We start from the raw sequence: 23025 nt of genomic DNA, 5'->3' as shown, positions 1-23025 counted from the left end.
GTCCTCCACGCGACTGGAGGCCGCTCAATGTCGAACACCCACCACCCAGGTTCTCCGGACGGCCCGCCCCGCGAAGAGCCGGTAGCGATCATCGGCATGGCCTGCCGCTTCCCCGGCAGCAAGGACCTCGCCGGCTACTGGAGACAGCTCCTGGCCGCCGAGAACGCGGTCGTGGAGGGCCCGCCCGGCTCCGTCATCGGGCGCCCGGGGCGGCAGTTCCCCCAGTTCGCCGCCAGCAACGAGGCCATCCGATTCGGGGCGTACGTCGAGGACCTCGATCTGTTCGACGCGGAGTTCTTCCGCATCTCACCGATCGAGGCGCAGATGCTCGATCCCCAGCAGCGCATGATGCTGGAGGTGAGCTGGTGGGCCCTCGAGGACGCGGCCATCGACCCCGGGAGCCTCAAGGGCAGCCGCACCGGCGTCTATGCCGGCATCAGCATCATGGACTACCGGGACATGGCGATCTCGGATCCCGGCACGAGCGAGGCCGCGGCCGGGCTCTACGCCGCCACCGGCAACGCGCTGAACACGGCCATCGGCCGGGTCTCCTTCGTTCTCGGCCTCGAAGGGCCGTCGATGGCGATCGACACCGCCTGCTCATCCTCGCTGGTCGCCATCCACCAGGCCGTGGCCGGGCTCCAGCGCGGCGAGGCGGACCTGGTTCTGGCCGGCGGCGTCCACGCCCAGTTCGCCGGACGGCCGCTCGAGCTGCGCGCCAACGCGGGAATGCTGTCGCCCACGGGCCAGTGCTGGACCTTCGACGCGGCCGCCGACGGTTTCGTCTCCGGCGAGGGCTGCGGCCTGATCGTCCTCAAGCGCCTCAGCGACGCCAAGGCGGACGGTGACCGGATCTGGGCCGTCATTCCCGGCTCGGCGGTCAACCAGGACGGCGCCAGCCAGGGCTTGACCGTGCCCAGCGCTCCCTCCCAGGAGAAGGCGATGGAGGAGGCCCTGAAGCGTGCCGGCGCCTCCCCCTCCGACGTCGACTACCTGGAGACCCACGGCACCGGCACCATCGTCGGCGATCCCATCGAGCTGAACGCGGCGGCGGCCGTCTACGGACGCGAGCGCGACGCGGAACACCCCCTGCTGGTCGGTTCCGTCAAGACGAACATCGGACATCTCGGACCCGCCGCCGGCGTCGCCGGCCTGATCAAGGCCGTCCTGGCGATGAGGCACGGGGTCATTCCCCGTCACCTGAACTTCAGCAACCCGAACCCCAACATCGACTGGGACCGCCTGCCCGTCCGCGTCACCGACGGGATGACGGACTGGCCCCTCCACGCCGGTCGGCCCCGTCTGGCCGGCGTCAACTCGTTCGGCTGGTCGGGAACCAACGGCCACGTGCTGGTGCAGGGCTACGACGAGCTGGAGGCCGAGGCCGGCGCCGCCCGTGCGTCCTTTCCGACTGGCCTCCGCCTGCCCGTCAACGGCCGAACGGAGCCGGGCGAGGAACCGGCGCTTCGCGAAACCCGCTTCCTGCCGCTCTCGGCCCGGTCGCCCGAGGCCCTTCGCGAAACGGCCGGACGCTACCTGTCCTGGCTCGACGAACAGACGCACCCGGAACTCTCCGACCTGGCCTGGACGGCCGCGGTCGGGAGGAGCCACTTCGCGCACCGGGCCGGCCTCGTCTTCAGCGACCCGGGAGCCAGCGCCCAGCTCCGGCAGCAACTCGAGGACCTGGCCGCTGGCCAGGATGGCGACCCACCCCGCGCAGCGCAGAAGGTGGCCTTCGTCTTCACCGGCCAGGCCAGTCAATGGCCCGGAATGGGCAGGGCCCTGTACGAACGAGAGCCCGTGTTCCGCTCGGTGCTCGACCGCTGTGACCGGCTGCTCTCCGAGGATCGCGAGGTCTCGCTGCTGGACGTCATGTTCGGAGAGAACGGGACCGACGGCCTGCTCGACGAACCGACCTGGACCCAGCCCGCCATCTACTCCCTGGAGTGCGCGCTGGTCGCGCTTTGGGAGAGCCTGGGCGTCCGGCCCACCGTCGTCGTCGGCCACAGCCTGGGCGAGATCGCCGCGGCGCGGGCCGCGGGCGGCTTCACCCTCGAGCAGGGTCTTCGCTACGCCGCCGCGCGCGGCACGTTGATGGGCGCCACGCGCGCCGACGGCGCAATGGCCGCCGTCTTCGCCCCCGCCTCCCGCGTCGCCGAAACGGTAACCGAGCACAACGCCGGCTCGAACGACGCGGACCTCTCGGTTGCCGTCGACAATGGGGCGCAGCAGGTGGTGAGCGGGCCGGCCGCCGAACTCGACGCCGTGCTCGGCCGCTTCGAAGCCGAGGGCGTCAAGACGCACCGGCTGCGCCGGAGTCCCGCGTACCACAGCGCCCTGATCGAACCCGCCCTGGACGAGCTGGAAGCCGCCGTCAACGAGATCGCGCCCTCGCCTCCGGCTCCCTCCGTCCCCCTGGTCAGCAACATCACCGGCCGCTTGCTCGACCCGGACGACCGGATGGACGCCGCGTACTGGCGTCGCCACGCCCGCGAGCCGGTGGCGTTTCGGGCCAGCGTCGAGACCCTGGCGGAGATGGGAGTCGATGCGGTCGTGGAGATCGGCCCCCACGCCGTCCTGGGGCCCGTCGTCTCGATGATCTGGCCCGCGTCGGCGCCGGCGGGATCCCCGCCGGTTCTCGCCAGTCTGCGGCGTCCGCCCCGCGACGCCGAGGAGCCGCCCATCGACACCAGCGGCGGCTTCACCGAGGCCGTCGCCGGCGCCTGGGAGGCGGGCCTCGACATCGAGTTCGAGGGCCTGTTCGCCGGCGAGGCGCGGCGACGGATCACCCTGCCGGGCTATCCGTTCCAGCGGATCCAGCACTGGGTCCGGACATCGAAGCGCCGTCACAAGGCCGACGGACATCCGCTGCTCGGCGTCCGCCACGAATCGCCCCGCGGCGAGGTCATGTTCGAGACGGAAGTGTTCGCCTCCGATCCCGCGTGGCTGCTGGATCACCTGGTTTACGAGCAGGTGGTCGTCCCCGGCGGGCTCCACGGCGGCATGGCGGTCTCGGTGGCGCTGAGCCATGGCGACGGCCCGGCGGTCGTGGACGAACTGCAGATCTACAGCCCGCTGATGCTCGACGAGGAGGATCCCGAAAGCGGAGCGGGCGGCGGAGGCCGCACCCTGCAGTTCGTTCTGGACGGCTCGGACGACCTCGCGGAACGCCCCTTCGAGATCTTCACGAAGGGAGAGGGCGAGGAGGGCTGGACCCTTCACGCCGGGGGTCGACTCTCCTCGGGAAGGCCGGACGTCGAACCGCTTCCGCCGCTCGACGTGGAAGCGCTCAAGGCCGAGTTGACGCCCCAGGATCCGGTCGAGTTCTACGCGATGCGGTCCGCGACCGGCATCTACCTCGGCCCGTCCTACCACACGATCGAGTCCGCCTGGGCAACGGAGGGTGAGTCCCTGGCCATACTCGCGCTCAACGACTCGGTCGACGCGACGGGGATGGAACTGCATCCCCTGCTGCTGGACGGCTGCTTCCAGGTCCTGTCGCTGGCCCGCCACCACACCGTTTCCGAGCAGGGTGCGGTGTACATGCCGTTCGGCTGGCAGAGGCTGTGGGTGGCGGGACCGATGCCGACCAGGCTCCTCTGCCACGCAACCGTGAGGACATCCGCCGCGCGGAACGGAGAGGACACCGCATCTTCCGAGCCGCCCGAGGTCGTGACGGGGGACGTCCGGTTCTACTCCACGGACGGCGCCCCTCTCGGCGGCCTGTTCGGATTCACGGTCAAGCGCGCCACCCGCGGCGCCCTCCTCTCGGCCAGGGCCGGGATGAAGGATCTCCTGTACGAGGTCGCCTGGCGGGAGCAGCCGTTGGACGGAAGCCTGCCGGCCGCGGACTTCCTGAGCAGCCCGGCGATGGTCGCCGACCAGTCGCGCACCCTCGCCGAGCACCTGGCGGATCGCGATGTCGAAGCGGCGGACCGGGTCACCCTGCTCCGGGACCTCGAGCGGCTGTCCCAGGCCTACGTCCTCTCGGCGCTCGAGGGATTGGGATGGCAGCGCCGGGCAGAGGCGGAGGTCTCCCCCGAGGATCTTCGCCGCGAACTGAACGTCGTCGATGAACACGGTCGCCTTTTCCGCCGGCTCCTGGCCATCCTGTCCGAGGCGGGCATCCTGAGCCCCTCCGACGGAGGCTATGTCGTGACGGTCGGAGCCGGCGACCCGCTCCCGGACGAAGCCCTGGCGGACCCCGAGACTCTCGCCGAGAGGCTTCGGGACAAGCACCCCCACGGCTCCAACGAACTCGGCCTGCTCTGCCGCTGCGGCCCGGCTCTCGCCGGGGTGCTCCAGGGAAGCACGGATCCGATGACGCTGATGTTCAGCGACGAAGGGCCCGGCGCGGCGGGCGTGTACCTCCAGGCGCCGGCCAACCGCTCCGCGAACCGGATGCTCGGAGACGCGGTCGAGGCGGCCGTCGCGGGCCTGCCGGAGGACCGCCGGCTGCGGATACTGGAAGTCGGGGCGGGGACCGGGTCCGCCACCGAGGCGGTTCTTCCGCGCCTGCCTGCCGACCGGATGGACTACACGTTCACCGACATCTCGGCGGGCTTCTTCTCGCAGGCCGAAGAACGCTTCGCCGCGACCGGCGCGCCGATCGAGTACCGGCGCCTGGACATCGAGGCGGATCCGGCGGCACAGGGCTTCGACGCTCACGCTTACGACCTGGTCATCGCAGCGAACGTGCTCCACGCAACCCGGGACCTGGGCGAGACGCTGTCCCACTGCCGCCATATGCTCGCCCCGTCGGGTCAACTGGTCGCCCTCGAAGGTCTGCGCCACCGCACCTGGCAGGACCTGACCTTCGGGCTCCTGGACGGATGGTGGCGCTTCGCCGACACCTATCGGGCGGAGCATGCCTTCGCCAGGCCGGACGAGTGGCGCCGGGCACTGGCTGACGCCGGCTTCTCGGACGTGGAGTTCCTGGGAACCCGCGATCCGGACACCGACGAACACCTCGGTTCGAGCGTCATCCTCGCCCGGGGTCCCGCCGAGGTCGCCCCGGCGCCCGGCGCCTGGATCGTCGCCGCGGATGGCGCCGGCACGGCGGAGCGACTCGCCGCCGAGCTGGCCTCCCGCGACCAGACGGTTCTTCTGGTCCGCGCGGAAGGCGAAGCCGCGGCTCCCCCGGCCGAGGTTCCCGGTGTCACGACGGCAGGCCTCGAACTCACGGACCGCGAAGCCTGGCGATCCCTGCTGGAGGGCTTGCCCGAGGAGCCGCCGCTCCGGGGCTTCGTCCACCTCCTGGCCCTGGACGGACATGGAGCGTCGGCGACCACGGAGGAGATGGCGGAGGACGTAACCCAAGCCGCGTCCACCGCGCTGGCTCTCGCGCAGGGCGCTATCGACGCCGGCGTCGGCCCGACGGCGGGTGTCTGGTTCGTGACCCGCGGCGCGCAGGTCCTCGAGCAGGACCTCCTCCAAAGAACGTCCGGCGAACTCGCCGGCGCCGCCCTCTGGGGCTTCGGAAAGACGATGTCCTGGGAGGCGTCCCACCTTCAGCCGAGACTGATCGACCTCGACCCCTCAGCGGAAACGCCGGCGGCTTCGCAACTCGCCCAGGACCTCCTGTTCGCCGATTCCGAGACCCTCATCGCCCACCGGGGAGGCGTCCGCCGGGCCGCGCGCCTGATCCGGCCCGGCGCCGACGACTCGGGTCTCGCCCTGCCGGAGGACCCGGACTGGGTCGTCGGCCCCGAGGATCCGGAGGCCGGCCTGACCACCCTCCGGGCGAAGCCCCGGCCCCGGCCCGATCTCGCACCCGGCGAAGTCCGGGTCGCCGTCGAGGCGATGGGCCTCAACTTCGTCGACGCGCTGATGAGCATCGGCGCGGTGTCCACCGGAGGCGAGATCGGCCGCGAACTGGTCGGCCGCGTCGTGGAGACCGGCGAAGAGGTCGAAGGCCTCGCGACCGGCGACCTGGTGGCCGGGATGGGATTCGGTTCCTTCACCCCGGAGATCGTCACCCATGCGGCGCTCGTCGCGCCCGCTCCCGCCGGGCACTCCACGTCCGCCCTCGCGACCGTGCCCATCTGCTTCGTCACCGCCGAGCTCGCGTTCCGGACGGCGGATCTTCAGGCCGGCGAGCGCGTGCTGATCCACGCGGGGGCCGGCGGCGTCGGCCTCGCCGCGATTCAACTGGCTCAGGCCGCCGGCGCCGAGGTCTTCGCGACCGCCAGCGCCGCCAAGCAGTCCTTCCTCCGCTCCCTCGGCGTTGCCCACGTGTTCGACAGCCGTCAGACCGCGTTCGGCGACGAGATCCTGCGGGCGACGGACGGCGAGGGCGTCCACGTCGTGCTGAACAGCCTGACCAGCGAGGGCTTCATCGAAGCGAGCCTCGCCTGTCTGGGCACCGGCGGCCGCTTCGTCGAGATCGGGAAGCGGGGCATCTGGAGCGAACAGGAGATGTCGGCGTCGCGTCCCGATGTCGTGTACTCCGTCCTCGACGTGGATGAACTGAAGCGGACCGATCCGGTGCGCGCCGGCGCCTCCCTCGCCCGGATCATGGATCGCCTCGCGGCCGGCGAACTGTCCCCTCTGCCGCACACGGTCTGGCCGCTCTGCGAGATCGAATCGGCGATGGACGCCATGCGCGCCGCCCGGCACATCGGCAAGAACGTTCTCCGCATGCCGCCGCTCGCCAGGGGTGGTCTCCGGCCGGATCGCGCCTATCTCGTCACCGGCGGCCTCGGAGGGATCGGCTGCGCGGTCGCCAGCTGGCTGGTCGAGCAGGGCGCCGGCGCCGTCGTTCTCAACGGCCGTCGGAATCCTGACCCGGAGGCCGAAGCGGTCATCCGCGAGCTGCGCGAAGCCGGCGCGGACGTGCGAGTGGAGATCGCCGACGTCACGGACTTCGCCGCCATCGACGCGTTGCTCGCCCGAATCGATGAAGGTCCGAAGCCGCTCGGAGGCGTCATCCACAGCGTCGGCGTCCTCTCGGACGGCGTCATCGAGAACCAGACCTGGGACCGCTTCGAGCAGGTGCTGTGGCCGAAGGTCCTCGGCGCCTGGCACCTCCACCAGGCCACCAGGAGCAGAGAGCTCGACCTGTTCGTCCTGTTCTCCAGCGGAATCGGCGTGGTCGGCAACCCCGGGCAGTCGAATCACTCCGCCGCCAACGCCTTCCTCGACCAGCTCGCCGCCCACCGGCGCGCTCTGGGTCTTCCCGGCCAGTCGATCGCCTGGGGAGCCTGGTCGGGAATCGGGGAAGCGGAAGAGCAGAGGGAGAGGATCAGGAGACGTTTCGACCACACCGCCGCGGAGTGGATCACTCCCGAACAGGGCATCGAGGCGCTGGACCGGCTGGTCAGGCAGGACGTGACCGCGCCCATGGTCACCGCGACCGACTGGTCCATCGTCGCCGAAGAGTTCGGGACACCGCCGCCGTTCTTCGACGAGCTGCTTGCGACGAGGAAGGTCCGGCGCCGGCAGACCGAGGAGCCGGCCGCCTCCAGCGGCCTGATGGCACAACTGCGGGAGGCGCCGTCGGAAGAGAAACGGAATCTGCTGGAGGCCTTCATCCAGCAGGAGCTGCAGTCCGTGCTGCACCTCCCGTCACCGCCCTCGGCGACCGTCGGCTTCTTCGACGTGGGCATGGACTCGCTGATGGCGGTGGAGCTGCGGAACCGGCTGAACCGCGCCTTCGCCGGCGAGTACACGACGTCCAACACGATCGTCTTCGATTACCCCAGCACGGCGGAACTCGCTGGCCACCTGGCAGGCGAGATCGAAAGCCTCACCGGCGCGCCCCGCGTTCCCGAGAAGCCTGTCGCACAGCCCCGCCGTCAGACGACCGAAACGGACCAGGAGGGCATCGCCATCGTCGGCATGGCCTGCCGCTTCCCCGGCGCGCCGGATGTGGCGACCTACTGGGAGCAGCTCCTGGCGGGCGCCGATCTGGTCACGGAGGGACGCACCGGGGTCGACTACTGGCTCGACCGCGTCGGCGATCCCGAGGCCGAGCACCCGGCCTATCGCTGGGGCGGCTATGTCGGGGGTCTCGAACTGTTCGACGCCAGGTTCTTCGGCCTCCGGCCGATCGCGGCGGAGGCGATGGACCCGCAGCAGCGGATGCTGCTGGAGACGAGTTGGCAGGCCCTGGAGGATGCCGGGATCGATCCGGAAGATCTCAGGGGCAGCCGCACCGGCGTGTTCGCCGGGCTGAACGCGAGCGAGTACCGGGACCTGATGATCGCGAGCGGCTCGGACGGCGGTTCCGTCGGCACGATGTCCAGCACCACCGTGGGACGGGTCGCCTACACGCTCGGTCTGATGGGCCCTGCCCTGCCCTTCCAGTTGCAGTGCGCGGCCTCGCTCGCGGCGGTCCACGCCGCGGCCACGGGGCTGGAGCGCGGCGAGGTGGACCTGGCCCTGGCCGGCGGCGTCAACGCGATCTTCTCTCCCAACTTCAGCAAACTCCTGCTCGAGCACGGCCTGCTGACGTCGACCGGACGTTGCGCCACGTTCGACGCTTCGGCGGAGGGCTACGTTCGCGGCGAGGGGTGCGGCGTCGTCCTCCTCAAGCGGTTGGGCGAAGCGGTGGCCGCCGGCGATCGAATCTGGGCAGTGATCAGGGGCTCCGCCGTCAACCACAACGGCACCGCCGCGGGAATGACGATGCCGAGCGGTCCCGCCCAGGAACAGGTCATCGAGGAGGCGCTGTCCCGCGCCGGCATCGCACCGGCCGATGTCGACTACCTGGAGGCCCACGGCGGCGGATCCGAGATCGGCGACTCGATCGAGGTGCAGGCCGCCGCCGCCGTCTACGGCCGCCAGCGGGACGCCGAGCGTCCGCTGCTGATCGGGACGGCGAAGACGAACATGGGACACCTCGAATCGGCCGCGGGCATCGCGGGACTCATCAAGGTCGTTCTCGCCATGCGCCACGGAGTCATTCCGAAGCACCTGCACTTCGAGACGCCGAACCCGGGCGTGGACTGGGACCGCCTGCCCGTGCGGGTCACGTCCGAACGAACGCACTGGCCGCCAGCGAACGGCCGTCCGGCTCGCGCCGGAGTCAGTGCCTTCGGGTTCTCCGGGACGAACGTGCACGTCGTCGTGGAGGGCTACGCCGCGCCGGATGGCGACTCCGAGCCGGGCGAACGCCAGGCCCGCATCCTGCCGCTCTCCGCGAAGTCGGAGACCGCCTTGCGGTCGCTCGCCGGCCGCTTCCTCGGCTGGGTCGACGGACGTGGCGGCGCCCTCGAGTCCGACGGCAGCGCCGCGGGTCCGCTCCTGTCCGATCTGGCGTGGACCGCCGGCACCGGCCGCAGTCACTTCGCGCACCGCGCCGCGCTCGTGTTCCGGGACGGTGCATCGCTCGCCTCTGGTCTCCGGGCGCTCTCCGAAGCGAACGGCGGACCGGAGCCGCGAGCAGCGACGAATGTCGCCCTCGTCTACGCCGGCCGGGAGAGCCAGTGGACCGGCATGGGAGAAGCGCTCTACCGAATGGAGCCGGTGGTTCGGGCCGTTCTCGACCGCTGCGACGAAGTGCTCCGGAAGCAACGGGGCGAATCGCTCCTGGAGATCATGTTCGGGCGAACGGACGCCGCGGGCGATCTCGACGACCCGGCCTGGGCCTGTCCGGCCATCTACGCGCTCGAATGCGCGCTGACCGCCCTCTGGTCGAGCATCGGAATCCGGCCGAGTGTCGTCGTCGGGTTCGGCGCAGGTGAGTTCGCCGCGGCCCAGGCCGCTCGCATCTTCAGCCTGGAAGACGGCCTCGGCCTGGCGGCCGCGGCGGGCGAGTCGGCGGCAGCAGATAGACCCGTGGTCCTCGAACGCCCTTCCCTCACGATGATCCGCGGCGCAGACGGTCGCCCGCTGGCGGCGAACGAGGCGCTGGACCCCTCTTTCTGGCTCCAGCGGGATGCCGAGTCCGCCGCACCGGAAGCAAGTGCCGCGACCCTGGCGGACCGCGGAGTCGAAGTCGTGCTGGAAGTCAGCCCGGGACCATCCGTGGCTCCGGCGATCGCCGAAGTCTGGCCCGCATCCGACGCCGAAGCCGCCGGCGACGAAGCAACCAACAGCGCCCCGCTCGTGCTCGCGAGCCTGCGGCCGCCGTCCGGCGACGACGCGGAGAGCCACCCCGGCGGCGGCTTCCTCGAAGCCGCGGCCGCCGCCTACGAGGCCGGGCTACCGATGTCCTTCGCGGGCCTCTTCGCCGGCGAGACGCGCCGCCGGATCTCGCTGCCCGGCTATCCCTTCGAGCGCAGGCGTCACTGGGTGGACCCTCCCAGCAGCCCGGTCTGACCCAGGAAAGCCCGGAGCATGGCAACGCATTCCTCCGGCTTCTCCAATTGCAGGAAGTGGGTCGAGTCCGCAATGAAGTCGTAGTCCACGTTCCGGATGTGCGCGAGATCGAAGCTCGGCAGGTACGCGTACGGCAGCGTCGGATCGGCCCCGATGACCTTCGTCGGGCAGGAGAGCAGGCTCAGGTCCAGCAGCGGGGCAAAACTCCTCACGTACTCCGAGACCTGCGCTTCGAACTCCCGCGGACAGCGGAGCTCATAGCCTTCGCCGTCCTCAGCCCTCCTGAGGGTGCTACTTGCGACGAGTTCCCGCACGCCCGGCAGCACCCGGGCACACACCGGGGAGTACCGGAGCAGGTCCGAGAACTCCTCTTCGGACTGGAAGCGGACTGCCCGGCGCCGGGTCAGCGCCGTCGCGCGGTCGGCGGCGTCGTCGAACTCGGCCTCACTCGCGGCGGGCTTGCAGAAGGGCGGATCGAAGAGAACCAGAGCCGAGTACGGATCGGAAAACGAGAGAATGGCGACAATCGTCGTCAGCGAATGGAAGACGCCGACAGTCGGTTTGTCCCCATAGCGCTCCGCGATGGCCCCGGCGAGGACGTCATGATCGTGGATCATCGCCGGAATGTTGTGGTTCGTCTGCTCACCAACGGCGTTCCAGCCGTGGCTTCTGACGTCGTAGACGATCAGGTCGAACTCGTCCGCCAGGAGCGACCAGAACGGATAGTAGGCGTCGATGGCGAGGCCGTTGCCATGACTCAGAACCAGACGGAGCGCCGAGTCCGGCCGGCCATGCCGGCGTACCGTCGTGACCGTCTCCTCGTCGAGCCGCACCTCGTCCACGGCAAGGGGCTCGGGTACTTCCCAGACAGTCAACGGGCTACCGCTTCCGTTCTCGCCTATGCGAACTGCGCCTCGCCGCCGTCCGCGGCGTCCGCCGACAGGTCCTCGACGGCGAGCGCCGCGGCGTAGCTTCGGTTGCCGAGGTTCTCCAGCCGCCACCTGACCGCGGGCGTTACGGGAAGGCGCACGAGACAACTGGTCGCGCCTCGACTCATCGCCGGGGGAATCTCGAAGCTCGTCGTGTCGATCCTCAGGCCGACGCCGGCCGCCTTGACCAGCGCTTCCTTCATGGTCCAGAGGCTGTAGAACAGGTCGGCCTTGCTGCTTCCTTCTGCGGAAGCGAGTCCCGCCTGCTCCCCGGGGGCGAAGAGGAGGCGGATGTCGTTGTCCATGTCGCGCCGCGCTTTCCGGTCTTCCACATCCACGCCGATGCGCCCCCGTGGCGCGATCGCGATCAGGCCATGCCGGCCGCTATGGCTGACGTTGAAGGAGACGGGCGCGGGGAGACTTCCGACCAGCGCGAAGGGCTTGCCATGATCGGAGGCACCGAAGGAGAGCTCTTCGTTGCCGCAGTCGAGTTCCCGGCAAAGCAACGCTCGAAGCGCCGCGCGGCAGAGAGTGAACTCGCGTCGCGGCCCGGACCGCGCGAACTGGCGCAGCCGGGCCTGCTCCGGTCCGTCAAGCCATGTCAGGGCCTCTCGCTCCCGGGAGGGACAAGGCCCGAGGTCGACGTACACGACCGTGACCCGACCGGACCTGTGAATCGTGCGACTCGACACCGGGAAGGGCTCGGCGCGGAGCCCGCCTAACCGACTCGAGGATCGAGGCAGGCCCCGCCGCCGGCGGCGATCAACCGGCGCTGGAATCGAGAAACGCGGCGAAGTCCCGCAGGTTCTTCCAGTTGGCAACCTCCTCGGGGGGAACCTCAACGCCGAACGCCTCTCCGACCTTCTTCACGAAAGCCACCGCGTCGAGCGACGAGATGTCGGAGGAAAGCAGACCGGCATCGAGATCCAGGTCTCTTCCGATGTCGAGGTGTTGGCGGGCAAGTTCTTGAATACGGGATTCGGTTGCACTCACAGCGAGGCTCCTCTGGTTGGAAATTGAAGGGCCGGATCGTACTACGGATCCAGACCGGAAGGGAGAAGATCTCTCTTCTGTCACCGAAACGACACCAAAACGTCACTCTGGAGGCAAACGCCGGCACGTCCTACTTGATCGCACCGGCCTGGCGGGCTCGGTCGAGCACTCGTTCCGCGCGGTGCAAGTGCGGGGCGTCGACCATCTGGCCTTCGTAGCGAAAGGCCATCCGGCCCTGAGCCTGGTTCTCGGCGAACGCGGCAACCAGTGCCGCGGCGGACGCGACCTCGGCCTCGCTCGGCGTGAAGACTTCGTTGACGATCGGGATCTGGTTCGGATGAATCGTCATCTTGCCCTCGAAGCCCATCCACGCCGCCCGCTGGCAGTCGAGCCGCAGGCCGTCCAGGTCGCCGATGTCGACGAAGACACTGTCGATCGGTTGGGCGCCTCCTGCTCGCGCCGCGAGCAGCGTCATCGACCGGCAGTAGCGGAAGACGTCCAGGTACTCGCCGCGCTCGTCACGACGCCGGCTCGCGCCGATCGAGACGGACAGGTCCTCGGCGCCCCAGGTCAGCGCCGAGACGCGGTTGGTGGCGGTCAGATGAGCGAGGTTCAGGGCTCCGCCGGCGGTCTCGGTCGCGATCAGGATCAGGGCGATGCCGCCCAGGTCGTGGCCATGGGCAAGCTCCAGTTGCGCGACCAGCCGGTCGACCCGCAGCACATCGTCGACGCCGCTGACCTTGGGCACGACGTAGGCGTCCGGCGGATGCTCCATCGTGACCTCGACGTCCTCCCGACCCCAGGGCGTCATCAGGTCGTTGATCCGCACGGCGCGCTCCTTGCGGCCGAAGTCCGTCGCCTTGAGCCAGCCGGCCACCTCGCGGCGCACGTCCTCCTTGCGATCCGGCGTCACCGCGTCCTCGAGATCGAGGATCAGCGTGTCGGCCTCGAGACCCAGGGACTTGGCCAGCATGCGCTCGTTGCCGCCCGGAACGAAGTGGACGGCGCGCCGAAGCCGGGTGGTGCTCACGAAGCGACTCTAGCTCGCGCTGCGGAGCTCCAGCTCGACGCGGCGCAGGCCCTCCGCGAAGGCCTCGGGCTCGACACCCAGACCGAAGCGCAGGTAGCCCGGCATGCCGGCCCAGCGACCCGCGACCAGCAGGACGCTGCGGTTCCGGCGGAGCCGTTCGGCGAAGGCGGCGCAGTCGGCCGGACGGCCGTTCTCCAGCAGTGGCACGAAGCCGTAGGCGCCGGCCCGCGGCTCGCGGTAGCCGATCGCGCCGTTCTGCCTGCCGGTCCAGTCGCGGAAGATCGCGCGGTTGGTGCGCATCATCCGCCGCGCCCGTTCGAACAGCCGTTCCTGGTTCGACGGCTCGGTTGCGAAACGGGCGATCGGGTCGGAAAGCGCCGCGGGGGCGATCGTCGTGAAGTCCCGCCTCGCCCAACAACGCTCGACGAACTCGGGCGGACCGGCCATCCAGCCCAGGCGAGCACCAGGCAGGCCGTATGCCTTGGACAGGCTGGAGACCGCGACGACGCGCTCACCCCGTCCCCACATGCCGGGGGTCTCCTCTCCGGGCAAAAGATCGTGCACGGCGCCGCGGTAGACCTCGTCCGACAGCACCCAGGCGCCGACCCGTTCCGCGGCTGCGGCGATCCGATCGAGTTCCGGCGGCGTGAACACATGGCCGGTCGGGTTGTTCGGATGACTCAGGTAGATGAGCTTCGTCCGCTCGCCGACCGCGTCCTCGAACGCGTCCCAGTCGAGCGACCAGGTCGATTCGTCGGCGCCGGGGATCAGCGGTATGTCTCGCACCACCGCCCCGAGACCACGGGCCGTCAGACCTACCTGCAGGTAGTTCGGCACGATCGCGACCACTTCGTCGCCCGGTGCGACCAGCACCTGCACGGCCACGTAGTTCGCCTCGGCCGAGCCGGTGGTCACCAGCAGATTCTCAATCGTCGCCCCCGCGTAGTGCCCGGCGAGCTGCGCGCGCAGTTCCGGCGTGCCGTTCGACTGGATGTACTCGAGCGGCATCGAGTGCAGTCCGTCCAGATCGAGCCCCAGCGCCGCCAGGCCGGCCAGCGTCAGCGGTTCGACGCCGCTCTCGCTCAGATTGATGTCGACGCGGTGTTCCCAGAGCGACTGCTGCCGCTCCAGATCGAAGGTCTCCATCTCCATCGTGCTTCCCCTCAGCCGGATCGGTCCGTCGTCAGGCGCCGCAGTATGCCACCGCCTCGGGCAGGATAGATGCCGTGCCGCGACTGCTTCTGCGACTCCTGGCCGGAGTCCACCTGGTTGCCTTCGTCTCCCTATGGGTCCAGATCGACGGCCTGGTCGGATCGCGGGGCATTCTCCCTGCACGGGACTTCTTCGTCTACCTCGAACGGGTGCTCGGCGCCGGGGCGCTCGACCGGTTCGTCAACGTCCCGTCACTGCTCTGGTTGGGTTCCGGCGACGCCGCGCTCCACGCGCTCTGCGCGGCCGGCGTCCTTCTGTCGCTGCTGGCCATCGCCGGCCTGGTGACCGCACCGGTCTTCGCTGCCCTCTGGATCTGCTACCTGTCACTGGTCTGGGGCGGCCAGACCTTTCTCGCCTTCCAGTGGGACACGCTGCTGCTGGAGGCGACCCTGTGCGCCGTCGTGCTGGCGCCCCTGGGATGGCCGTTCCGGGGACCCGACGACGCTCCGGCCGGCGCCGAACCGCGGCGACTCACGGCGGCCGTTCGCGCCGCGTTCCAGGCTGCGCCGAGTCCCGCGGCCGCCCGACCGGGGATGTGGCTCTTCCGGCTCCTGGTGGTCAAGCTGATGTTCCTCTCGGGCGCCGTCAAGCTGCTCAGCATGGACTCCACCTGGTGGCAACTGACCGCGCTCGACGTCCACTACTTCACCCAGCCGCTGCCCGTGGCGGCGAGCTGGTACGCGCATCACCTCCCGGAGTGGTTCCATCGTCTGTCGGTGCTGGTCATGTTCGCGGTCGAGCTGGCGGCACCGTGGTTCGTCTTCTTCCGGCGCCTGAGGCTGCCCGGAATGGGAGTGCTGCTCCTGCTCCAGTTTCTGATCGCGGCCACCGGCAACTACGGGTTCTTCAATCTGCTCACCGCGGTGTTGTGCCTGTCCTGGTTGGGCGCGGGGACCGTAGGCGGGTGGAGGCGGACATCGGGGCTGCAGGCCGCCGCTGCCGGGGGCGGCGGTCGCCCGCAGGTCAAGCCCGGGATCCGCGTCCGTTGGGCCGTAGCGACGGTGATCCTCCTCCTGAGTCTGCTGACCTCCATGCGCGAGCTCACCCGCTCCCTCCCGCGCGGACCCGGTACCCCGCCGGCAGCGGCAGCCACGGCGGACTTCATCGGCCGGGTCCTCGTCGATCCCGCCGCTCCCCTGCTCGGGGTCATCGCGCCCTTCCGCTCGATCAACGGCTACGGGCTCTTCCGTGCGATGACGACGTCGCGCCCGGAGATCGTCGTGGAGACGAGCGCCGACGGCGCGGCCTGGAGCGAACTCGCCTTCCGGTTCAAGCCCGGCGACCTCAACCGTCCGCCCCGCGCCGCGTTCCCGCACATGCCGCGGCTCGACTGGCAGATGTGGTTCGCGGCCCTGGACCCGGCCGGAGCGGACTGGCTGGGTTCCTTCGTCGAGCGGCTGTTCGAGGGCGAACCGGCGGTTCTGTGGCTGCTCGGCGAAGCTGCGCGCCCGGCGGAGCCCCCGCGCTACGTGCGACTCCGCCTCTACGACTACGCGTTCAGCGAACCACGCACCGGAGCTCCGTGGTGGCAGCGTGAGTTCCTCTACGATCTTTCGCCTGTACTCGCGAGAGAAGCCTTCGCACAGGATCCCGTCGATGGCGGTGCTCGATGAGCCCGGTTCGGTTGCGCTACGGCAGCGCGTGGACCGACGGCATGACGCCCACGGCGTGGCTGCCGAAGCCGAACTCGGTCGGCTCGTACGCGCCGACGACCCGGGCATCGCTGCGCTCCGGGATCCGCTCCTCCATGCCGAGCCCCCAGTACACGGCGTTCACGAGCAAGCGTCGGAGTCCTTCGCTCTCGAAGTCCGTAGAAGCGCCCATCGTCGTCGTGAAGACGCGCGCCGCCTTGCCGCCGGCGCCGGTGTAGGACCGGGTCCACGCAATCGGGACCATCGGGTCGTTCTTCTCCCCCTCGACCGGCGGATCGTCGGGCGACATGCCGGCGAGTACGGCCCCGAGCAGCAGGACGTTCGCATCGTCGCCCAGGTTCCTGAGCCCGTAGACGTCGGTCGGTCCCCAGACGTCGTCGACGCCGCGCAGGATCGGATGGTCAGCCGCGCCCTGAGCGACCACGCCGCGCGTACTTTCCTGGCCGTGACGACCGTGGTGGTTGATCCACGTGTCGCCGAGCACCTGCTGGCCAAAACCGCCAGGCCAGGACTCGCTGCGGAAGCTCCAGTGCGCGTAGGGGCTGTCCAGGTTCCGCTGGTACGAGAAGGCGTGGGTAGCCGTCCGCAAGCCCACGATCGGACGCCCCGATTCGACGTAGTCGACGAGGTGCTTCATCTGCTCGTCGGGCAGCTCGCGAAACCGCGTGGCGATCACCATCAGGTCGGCGTCGCTGAGCGCTTCGAGACCCGGGATGTTCGTCTGCTCCTCCGGATCGATCGCTCCGGTTTCCGCGTCGATCGAGAACAGGACCGTGCACTCGAACCCATGCCGAACCGACAGCAGCTTGCCCAGCATCGGCATCGCTTCCTCGGAGCGGTACTCCTCGTCGCCGGCGATCAGGACGACCTTGAGGCCGGCGCCTGGACCGTCGCCGCCCGGGTACGTCACCCAGTGGGCCTCACTGCCGCGTCCGGGAGCAGGCAGAAACATGATCACCGAGGCGGACAACGCCATCAGGCCAAGGACCGAACGACCACACTTCATCAGCGGAACCTCCGCCGGCAGCGTACCAGCGCGCTATCGTACGCACCCCAACGCTCGACCGCTAACTTCACAAGACCACCCGTCACGACTCCAGGAGCCCGAGAATGAAGAGACAACCGCTCCCTCTCGCCTTCTTTCTCGGTCTGCTCCTGCTCGCTACGGGTATTGCGGAGGCACAAGACTTGAAGACTGAGTTCCTGGGCACCCAGCAGGGCTTCTCCCACATCGCCAAGACGACCGCCAACGGCGTCACCACGATCCGCATCTCCGGCCAGGTCGGTTTGGCCGACGGAGCGGACGCGCCCGCAGCCACCCTCGCCGAGCAGGCCGAGATTGCCTTCACCAACGTCGTCAAGCGCGTCGAACAGGCCGGCGCGAGCGCCGAGGACATCGTCAAGACGACTGTCTTCATCAAGGACATCGACCCGGAGAAGGTCCAGACCGTCGGCCGCGCCCAGGCCAAGGTGCTGCAACTCGATCCACCGCGAGCGGCTACCTGGGTCGGAGTGACGGGGCTGGTGTTCCCGTCGCTACTGATCGAGGTGGAGGCGACGGCGGTGGTGGCTGCGGAGTAGCCGGTCACCGCCGGTCTAGTTGTCAGCCAGTGAGATGAGGACTGGCGCTAGACATGGAGCCTGAGAGAGCTTGGCGCCGCCAGCTCACATGGCTTTGCAACTGTCCTCGAACGCCGTCGTGTCGGTGATCCCGGGAGCCGGCAGCCCCGGATTGTTCCGGTACTCCCTGACCCTTCCGGTCACCGTGTCGGTGACCCGGAGCACATAGCCGAGGTCGGTCGTCGAGGCGCCGTACACCCACACATGGCCGTTCACCGCGCAGCCGTCGAGCACCTTGATCAGCACTTCCCAGTTCTCCCGGCTGAAGAACGAGAACAGACCCGAGTCGTTTGTTCCCTCGTGCACCACGCGGCCCGCACCCGTCTCGCCATCCGACTTCCGCCACTCCACGGTCACCGCGTACCGCGAATCGTGTAAACACCGCGTCTCCGCGTCCGCCGCGCATGTACCCCGCGGCTCCGCAGCCTCCACCAGGAACTTCCGGGACGCCGTCGACACCGCCGTCGCGTTGCTCACCGACAGCGTCACCTCGAAGAAGCCCGGCGTCGACCAGGACTGCTCTACCGTCGGCAACCGCGACGTGGTTCCGTCACCGAACTCCCAGGTCCTCGAACGCACCGTTCCGGTACTCGTGTCCACCAGGCGCACGGCCTCACCGGTCACGACCCGGCACAGTTCGGCGTCGCACGCCGCGCCGTCCACTTCGAATCCGGCCTGGAGCGGCGGTGGATCGGGGTCGGGCTCTGGCTCGGGGTCGGAGTGTTCGACCGCCACGCGAATGGCGTAAGCCCCTGAATCCGTGTCGGCTTGCCAAGCTTCCCAATCACCTCCTTCGTCGTGGATTACGCGAAACGCACGCCGTCCACCGGAGTTGTCCTCGTCAACCGCGAGTTCCTGAAGGTTCTGTTCAACGGCCGGATCGTCCCCCCACGCAAGGCCGACCCACACCGGGCCGGCGTTCACTTTGAAGCCACTTGGAGAGGATGGCCCCACGCCAACCGGCACTTTGTGACAGACGCGGTAGCCAGCCGGAACGTGAGTCATCCAACTGAACTGAGCGACGTCGTTTAGGACGGTTTCGCCGGGCACGTTCCCGCCGTCCGAGTAGATCCTCACGATGTAGACCAGCAAGTCGTCCTCGGGCAGCGCGTCCCGCGGCTTCTGGACGCACACCTCGACGTACCGGACCGTCCCTCCTCGCGGCAACCGGAACCGCTGGGCGAACTCCGTCTGGTAGGGCAAGCGGCCCGTTTCAGGGTCGCGAAGGTAGATGTAGCGCTCGAAGTCATTGTCGTCGTGCTGGTACACATGGATGGAGGATTGAGGTCCAGCAAGGCCCGACTGGGCAGCGATCGGCGACGCGACGGCAAGAAGCGAAGCGAAGGCGACGAACCTGCCCGGGAGACTTCCAGTTGGCATCGACAGCATCCTCGCACGCGACCAGCCGCCCAGCCAGAGCGTTGCCGGCCAGAAGGCCGGCGCACCGACACTCACCGACAGCCGGCGGTGCTACGGCGTCAGCAACGGGAGACGGGATTCGCTAGCCGAGACGCGTTTCCTCGCGCGCTCCGCGCGTCCTGAGCACGCATAACGGATTCGCTGGCCCGCATCGCTCGCAGCGAGCGATGCACGCCGATTCCCGTCTCCCGCACCACGCCGGCGCTCCGCGCGGCGTGGAGCGGGAGACGGGATTCGAACCCGCGACCAACAGCTTGGAAGGCTGTGACTCTACCCCTGAGTTACTCCCGCGCACCCGCGAGGGGAGGAAGTGGTGGAGGCGGATGGATTCGAACCACCGTAGGGCTTTGCCCGACAGATTTACAGTCTGTTGCCTTTGACCGCTCGGCCACGCCTCCGGCAACTTCCCCATGGAGCCGGCACCCGGATTCGAACCGAGGACCTACTGCTTACAAGGCAGTTGCTCTACCACTGAGCTATGCCGGCCCTCGCTTGCGAGGCGCTTGGCGCCACGGCGACGCCGGAGTCTACGCCAGGCCCTCCGGCCTGACAAGACGCTGGCGCACCGCCTCGTAGAGCAGCGCCGCCGCGGCCGTGGAGAGGTTCAGGGACTCTACATGGCCCCGCATCGGCAGGCCGAGAAGGCCATCGCAGAGACTCTTCGTCCGGCGGCGCAAACCGCGGGCTTCGCCGCCGATGCAGAGCACGATCGGGCCGCTCAGGTCGACGGTCCACGGAGAGACGCCGCCGGCATCGGCGCCATACACCCAGAAGCCGTCCCGCTTGAGCCGCTCGATCTCCCGGGCGCTGTTCACGATCCGCTCGACATCCAGCCAATCGACCGCGCCCGCCGCGGTACCGGCCACTGCCGCCGAGAGCGGCGCCGAACCGCGATCGCGGATCAGGACGCGACCGACGCCGGCACCCTCGCACACCCGTAGCAGGGCGCCCAGGTTCCGCGGATCCTGAACGTCCTCGACCAGCACCAGGAGTTCCGGGTCGGCCGGAGCGAGCGGCGTTCCACCTCGCTTCCGGGGCGCCAGGCAGGCCGCGAAGCCGCGCGCCGCCGCCTGGTCGACCCCCACGGCCCCGAGCCGTGACCGCAGGTCGGAGCCGCTGACGCTTCGAACCGGCACGCCGTGCCTCGCGCAGAGATCCTCGATCGTCCGCCGCCGCTCCCCCGGCGTCCTCCCGATAACGACTTCGACGACGTCGTGCGGGTGGCTGCGTAGAACCTCGCGAACCGGCTGGAAGCCGAGCCGCCAGCGGGCGACGGACTCGCGAGAAGGCCCACGACCTTCCGGCCCGCTCATCTGAGCCGCCGTTCGAGCAGCACGACGGCCTCGGCCGCCATGCCCTCGCCTCGCCCCAGGGGTCCGAGTCCCTCATGGGTCGTCGCCTTGAAGTTCATTCGCCCGGCGTCCAGCCCGAGCAGCCGCGCGACGTGGTCCTCGATCGCCGCGCGGTAGGGCGCCATGCGCGGCCGCTCGGCGACCAGCGTCACGTCGCAGTTCCTGACCTCGAACCCGTTCTCCCGCACCCGACCCACGATCCGGCGCAGCAGGTCCGAGCTGTCGGCCCCGCGCCAGGCATCGTCCGACGGCGGAAAGTGGACTCCCAGATCGCCGAGCCCCGCAGCGCCGAGCAGCGCGTCGCCGATCGCATGGAGCACGACGTCCGCATCGCTGTGACCGTCGAGACCGAGTTCGTGCGGAATCCGCTGCCCACCGAGGATCAGGGGCCGCCCCGGCCGCAGCCGGTGGACGTCGTAGCCGTGGCCGACGGCCCTGGCGACGACCTCGTCAGCCTTCCGCCGCGACCGCAGCAACGCCTCGATCGTGGCGCGATCCGAGGGGTCGGTGAGCTTCGGGTTGGGCCGGGACGCCACGACGGCGGCGACCGAACCGGGCTCGAAGAGGCTGCTCTCGTCGCTCACCTCGGTTTCCTGCGCGGCCGCCCGGTCGAGCGCGGCCGCCAGAGCCGCGGCGCGAAAGACCTGGGGGGTCTCGGCCCGAAAGAGGCTGGCCCGATCGACCGTCGCACCGAGCCGGCCGGCCGTGACGGTCTTCAGAGTGTCGCTGACCGGGCGTCCGAGGACCGCACCGGCCCCGCCGCTCTCCGCCGCCGCCCGGACGACGGCCTCGAGGTCCGGCGCGCTCAGACAGGGCCGCGCGCCGTCGTGAACGGCAACCCAGTCGGACGGATCCGCGGCCGCCGCCGCGAGCGCGGCGGCGACGGAGTCCTGCCGGCGCGCGCCCCCCTCCACTGCGGTGACGTCGAGACCTGGCCGTGACGTGACTTCCGCCGCCAGCATCTCCTGCGTCTCGCGAACTTTCCCGGCCGGGGCCGCCACGACCACGCGGTCGACCATGGGGACGGAGGCAACCCGCTCGACCGTCCACGCCAGTACCGGACGGTCGAGGAGCAGCGAGAACTGCTTCGGCCGACCGCCACCGAACCGTCTGCCCTCTCCGGCAGCAGGGACGATGGCGTGGATGGTCACGGTACTCCTCGAAGGCGGACCGGTCCCGGCGCCGTCGGCGCCGGCGGTGACGGCTATACCTCGAGGATGTCCTTCTCCTTGTTCGCCAGAGCCTGGTTCACCAGACCGATGTAGTGGTCATGGAGCTTCTGCATCTCGTCGAAGCCTCGCCGCTCGTCGTCCTGAGAGATCTCCTTGGCCTTCTCCATCTGTTTCAGGCGGTCGTTGCCCTCACGCCGGACACCCCGCACCGAGTTGCGGAAGCGCTCGGCAATCTCGTGGGCGCGCTTCACCATTTCCTGGCGCCGCTCCTGCGTGAGCGGAGGTACCGGGATGCGAACGATCCTGCCGTCGTTGGAGGGATTCAGGCCCAGGTCGGCCACCAGGATCGCGCGTTCGATCGCCGCGATCTGGGTCGGGTCGAACGGCTGCGCCACGAGCAGGGTGGCGTCGGCGACGGACAGGCTGGCTAGCTGATTGAGCGGCGTCGGCGTACCGTAGTACTCGACCGTCACTCCATCGAGCAGCGCCGTCGACGCCCGACCGGTCCGTAGCGTCTTCAGCTCCTCGTGAAGGTGGTCGACGCCATCCCTCATCTTGAGCTCGATCTCCAAGAAAAGCTCCTGCATGACCTCAGCCTCCCCAGACGGCGGATTCTAGGAGCTTGCGCCGCTGAACGCTACAGCGTGAGTTCCCTCACGTGACCAGCGAACCGACCCTCTCGCCCAGAACCACACGCCGGATGTTGCCCGGGGTGCCCAGGTCGAACACGGCGATCGGCAGGTCGTTCTCACGGCACAGGCTGATCGCGGCCGCGTCCATGATGCCCAGGTTGCGTTCCAGGACCTCCTGATAGGTCACTTCGGGCAGGCGCTTCGCCCCGGCGTCCCGGCGCGGGTCGGCGCTATAGACGCCATCGACCTGGGTTGCCTTGAGCAGAATCTCGGCCTGGATCTCATTGGCGCGGAGCGCCGCGGCGGTGTCCGTCGTCAGGTATGGGTTGCCGGTGCCGGCGCCGAAGATCACGACGCGACCCTTCTCCAAGTGCCGGATCGCCCGGCGACGAATGAACGGCTCGGCGACGCTCTTCATTTCCAGCGCCGTCTGCACCCGGGTCGGAACGTCGGTCTTCTCCAACGCGTCCTGCATCGCCAGACTGTTGATCACCGTCGCCAGCATGCCCATGTAGTCGCCCGTCGCCCGCTCGACGCCGCGATGGCTCGCGGCCAGGCCCCGGATCACGTTGCCCCCTCCGACGACGATGCCGATCTCCACGCCAAGCTCGAAGACATCCCGGATCTGACCGGCAATCCTGGCCACCACGGCCTCATCGATGCCGAACGGCTTGTCGCCCATCAGGGCTTCCCCCGACAGCTTGAGCAGGATGCGGCGGTAGGCCGGCTCGGAAGCGGCGGCTGTCATCCG

14 protein-coding genes and 3 tRNA genes are annotated in these 23025 nt (G+C 69.5%); 3 read left to right on the top strand and 14 right to left on the bottom strand.

Features of this window, described 5'->3' with window-relative positions:
- Nucleotides 1-27: 27 nt before the first annotated feature.
- On the top strand, nucleotides 28-10263 hold the full coding sequence (locus OXG83_12875) for an SDR family NAD(P)-dependent oxidoreductase (GenBank protein MCY3965922.1): 10236 nt from the start codon (nucleotides 28-30) through the stop codon (nucleotides 10261-10263).
- On the opposite strand, the gene OXG83_12870 is transcribed toward OXG83_12875, so the two are convergent.
- The 5 genes from OXG83_12870 to OXG83_12850 form a co-directional block, all read right to left on the bottom strand.
- Nucleotides 10230-11138 carry an alpha/beta hydrolase gene (locus OXG83_12870; GenBank protein ID MCY3965921.1) on the bottom strand — a complete coding sequence of 303 codons (909 nt, stop codon included), beginning with the start codon at nucleotides 11136-11138 and terminating at the stop codon, nucleotides 10230-10232. The two genes, OXG83_12875 and OXG83_12870, sit on opposite strands and share 34 nt — an antisense overlap.
- Nucleotides 11139-11161: 23 nt before the next feature.
- A complete protein-coding gene (locus tag OXG83_12865) occupies nucleotides 11162-11884 on the bottom strand; it encodes a 4'-phosphopantetheinyl transferase superfamily protein (GenBank protein MCY3965920.1) in 723 nt (240 codons plus the stop codon).
- A gap of 70 nt (nucleotides 11885-11954) precedes the next feature.
- Entirely contained in the window at nucleotides 11955-12185 is a 231-nt protein-coding gene (locus tag OXG83_12860) for an acyl carrier protein (GenBank protein ID MCY3965919.1), read from the bottom strand.
- Between the two features lie 130 nt (nucleotides 12186-12315).
- Nucleotides 12316-13215, bottom strand: coding sequence for a CoA ester lyase (locus tag OXG83_12855; GenBank protein ID MCY3965918.1), 900 nt, complete (start codon nucleotides 13213-13215; stop codon nucleotides 12316-12318).
- A gap of 9 nt (nucleotides 13216-13224) precedes the next feature.
- Complete coding sequence (locus tag OXG83_12850) at nucleotides 13225-14367, bottom strand: aminotransferase class I/II-fold pyridoxal phosphate-dependent enzyme (protein MCY3965917.1); 1143 nt, start codon at nucleotides 14365-14367, stop codon at nucleotides 13225-13227.
- Between the two features lie 74 nt (nucleotides 14368-14441).
- Here OXG83_12850 and OXG83_12845 point away from each other — a divergent pair, with 74 nt between their 5' ends.
- Complete coding sequence (locus OXG83_12845; protein ID MCY3965916.1) at nucleotides 14442-16040, top strand: lipase maturation factor family protein; 1599 nt, start codon at nucleotides 14442-14444, stop codon at nucleotides 16038-16040.
- Nucleotides 16041-16056: 16 nt separating this feature from the next.
- Here the strand turns inward: OXG83_12845 and OXG83_12840 are convergent, their stop codons facing one another.
- Nucleotides 16057-17085 carry a ThuA domain-containing protein gene (locus OXG83_12840; GenBank protein ID MCY3965915.1) on the bottom strand — a complete coding sequence of 343 codons (1029 nt, stop codon included), beginning with the start codon at nucleotides 17083-17085 and terminating at the stop codon, nucleotides 16057-16059.
- Between the two features lie 104 nt (nucleotides 17086-17189).
- On the opposite strand from OXG83_12840, the gene OXG83_12835 reads away from it, so the two are divergent.
- Complete coding sequence (locus OXG83_12835; GenBank protein ID MCY3965914.1) at nucleotides 17190-17660, top strand: RidA family protein; 471 nt, start codon at nucleotides 17190-17192, stop codon at nucleotides 17658-17660.
- A gap of 84 nt (nucleotides 17661-17744) precedes the next feature.
- On the opposite strand, the gene OXG83_12830 is transcribed toward OXG83_12835, so the two are convergent.
- The 8 genes from OXG83_12830 to pyrH all read right to left on the bottom strand — a co-directional run bounded on the left by OXG83_12830 (nucleotide 17745) and on the right by pyrH (nucleotide 23022).
- Nucleotides 17745-19079 carry a PKD domain-containing protein gene (locus OXG83_12830; GenBank protein ID MCY3965913.1) on the bottom strand — a complete coding sequence of 445 codons (1335 nt, stop codon included), beginning with the start codon at nucleotides 19077-19079 and terminating at the stop codon, nucleotides 17745-17747.
- 255 nt (nucleotides 19080-19334) lie between these two features.
- Nucleotides 19335-19409: transfer RNA gene (locus OXG83_12825), tRNA-Gly, on the bottom strand.
- Between the two features lie 20 nt (nucleotides 19410-19429).
- A tRNA-Tyr gene (locus OXG83_12820) sits at nucleotides 19430-19516 on the bottom strand.
- 13 nt (nucleotides 19517-19529) lie between these two features.
- Nucleotides 19530-19604 (bottom strand) — tRNA-Thr (locus OXG83_12815).
- 41 nt (nucleotides 19605-19645) lie between these two features.
- Nucleotides 19646-20431: an RNA methyltransferase gene (locus OXG83_12810; protein ID MCY3965912.1), complete on the bottom strand. Its 786-nt coding sequence runs from the start codon at nucleotides 20429-20431 to the stop codon at nucleotides 19646-19648.
- Nucleotides 20428-21621 carry a 2-C-methyl-D-erythritol 2,4-cyclodiphosphate synthase gene (ispF, locus tag OXG83_12805; protein ID MCY3965911.1) on the bottom strand — a complete coding sequence of 398 codons (1194 nt, stop codon included), beginning with the start codon at nucleotides 21619-21621 and terminating at the stop codon, nucleotides 20428-20430. The genes OXG83_12810 and ispF overlap by 4 nt, the downstream gene beginning before the upstream one ends.
- Nucleotides 21622-21674: 53 nt before the next feature.
- Complete coding sequence (gene frr, locus OXG83_12800) at nucleotides 21675-22229, bottom strand: ribosome recycling factor (protein ID MCY3965910.1); 555 nt, start codon at nucleotides 22227-22229, stop codon at nucleotides 21675-21677.
- A gap of 67 nt (nucleotides 22230-22296) precedes the next feature.
- A complete protein-coding gene (gene pyrH / locus OXG83_12795; protein ID MCY3965909.1) occupies nucleotides 22297-23022 on the bottom strand; it encodes a UMP kinase in 726 nt (241 codons plus the stop codon).
- Nucleotides 23023-23025 lie beyond the last annotated feature (3 nt).

This window comes from Acidobacteriota bacterium (assembly GCA_026707545.1).
Classification (GTDB): Bacteria; Acidobacteriota; Thermoanaerobaculia; order Multivoradales; family Multivoraceae; genus Multivorans.
Note: the sequence above shows the minus strand (reverse complement) of the source record. Positions and strands in the feature narration are given on the sequence as shown.

Coding starts and splice junctions, on each gene's coding strand:
- OXG83_12810 (MCY3965912.1), bottom strand. CDS start 20,431: ATGAGCGGGCCGGAAGGTCGTGGGCCTTCTCGCGAGTCCGTCGCCCGC.
- OXG83_12850 (MCY3965917.1), bottom strand. CDS start 14,367: ATGGAGATGGAGACCTTCGATCTGGAGCGGCAGCAGTCGCTCTGGGAA.
- OXG83_12835 (MCY3965914.1), top strand. CDS start 17,190: ATGAAGAGACAACCGCTCCCTCTCGCCTTCTTTCTCGGTCTGCTCCTG.
- OXG83_12830 (MCY3965913.1), bottom strand. CDS start 19,079: ATGCCAACTGGAAGTCTCCCGGGCAGGTTCGTCGCCTTCGCTTCGCTT.
- frr (MCY3965910.1), bottom strand. CDS start 22,229: ATGCAGGAGCTTTTCTTGGAGATCGAGCTCAAGATGAGGGATGGCGTC.
- pyrH (MCY3965909.1), bottom strand. CDS start 23,022: ATGACAGCCGCCGCTTCCGAGCCGGCCTACCGCCGCATCCTGCTCAAG.
- OXG83_12875 (MCY3965922.1), top strand. CDS start 28: ATGTCGAACACCCACCACCCAGGTTCTCCGGACGGCCCGCCCCGCGAA.
- OXG83_12840 (MCY3965915.1), bottom strand. CDS start 17,085: ATGAAGTGTGGTCGTTCGGTCCTTGGCCTGATGGCGTTGTCCGCCTCG.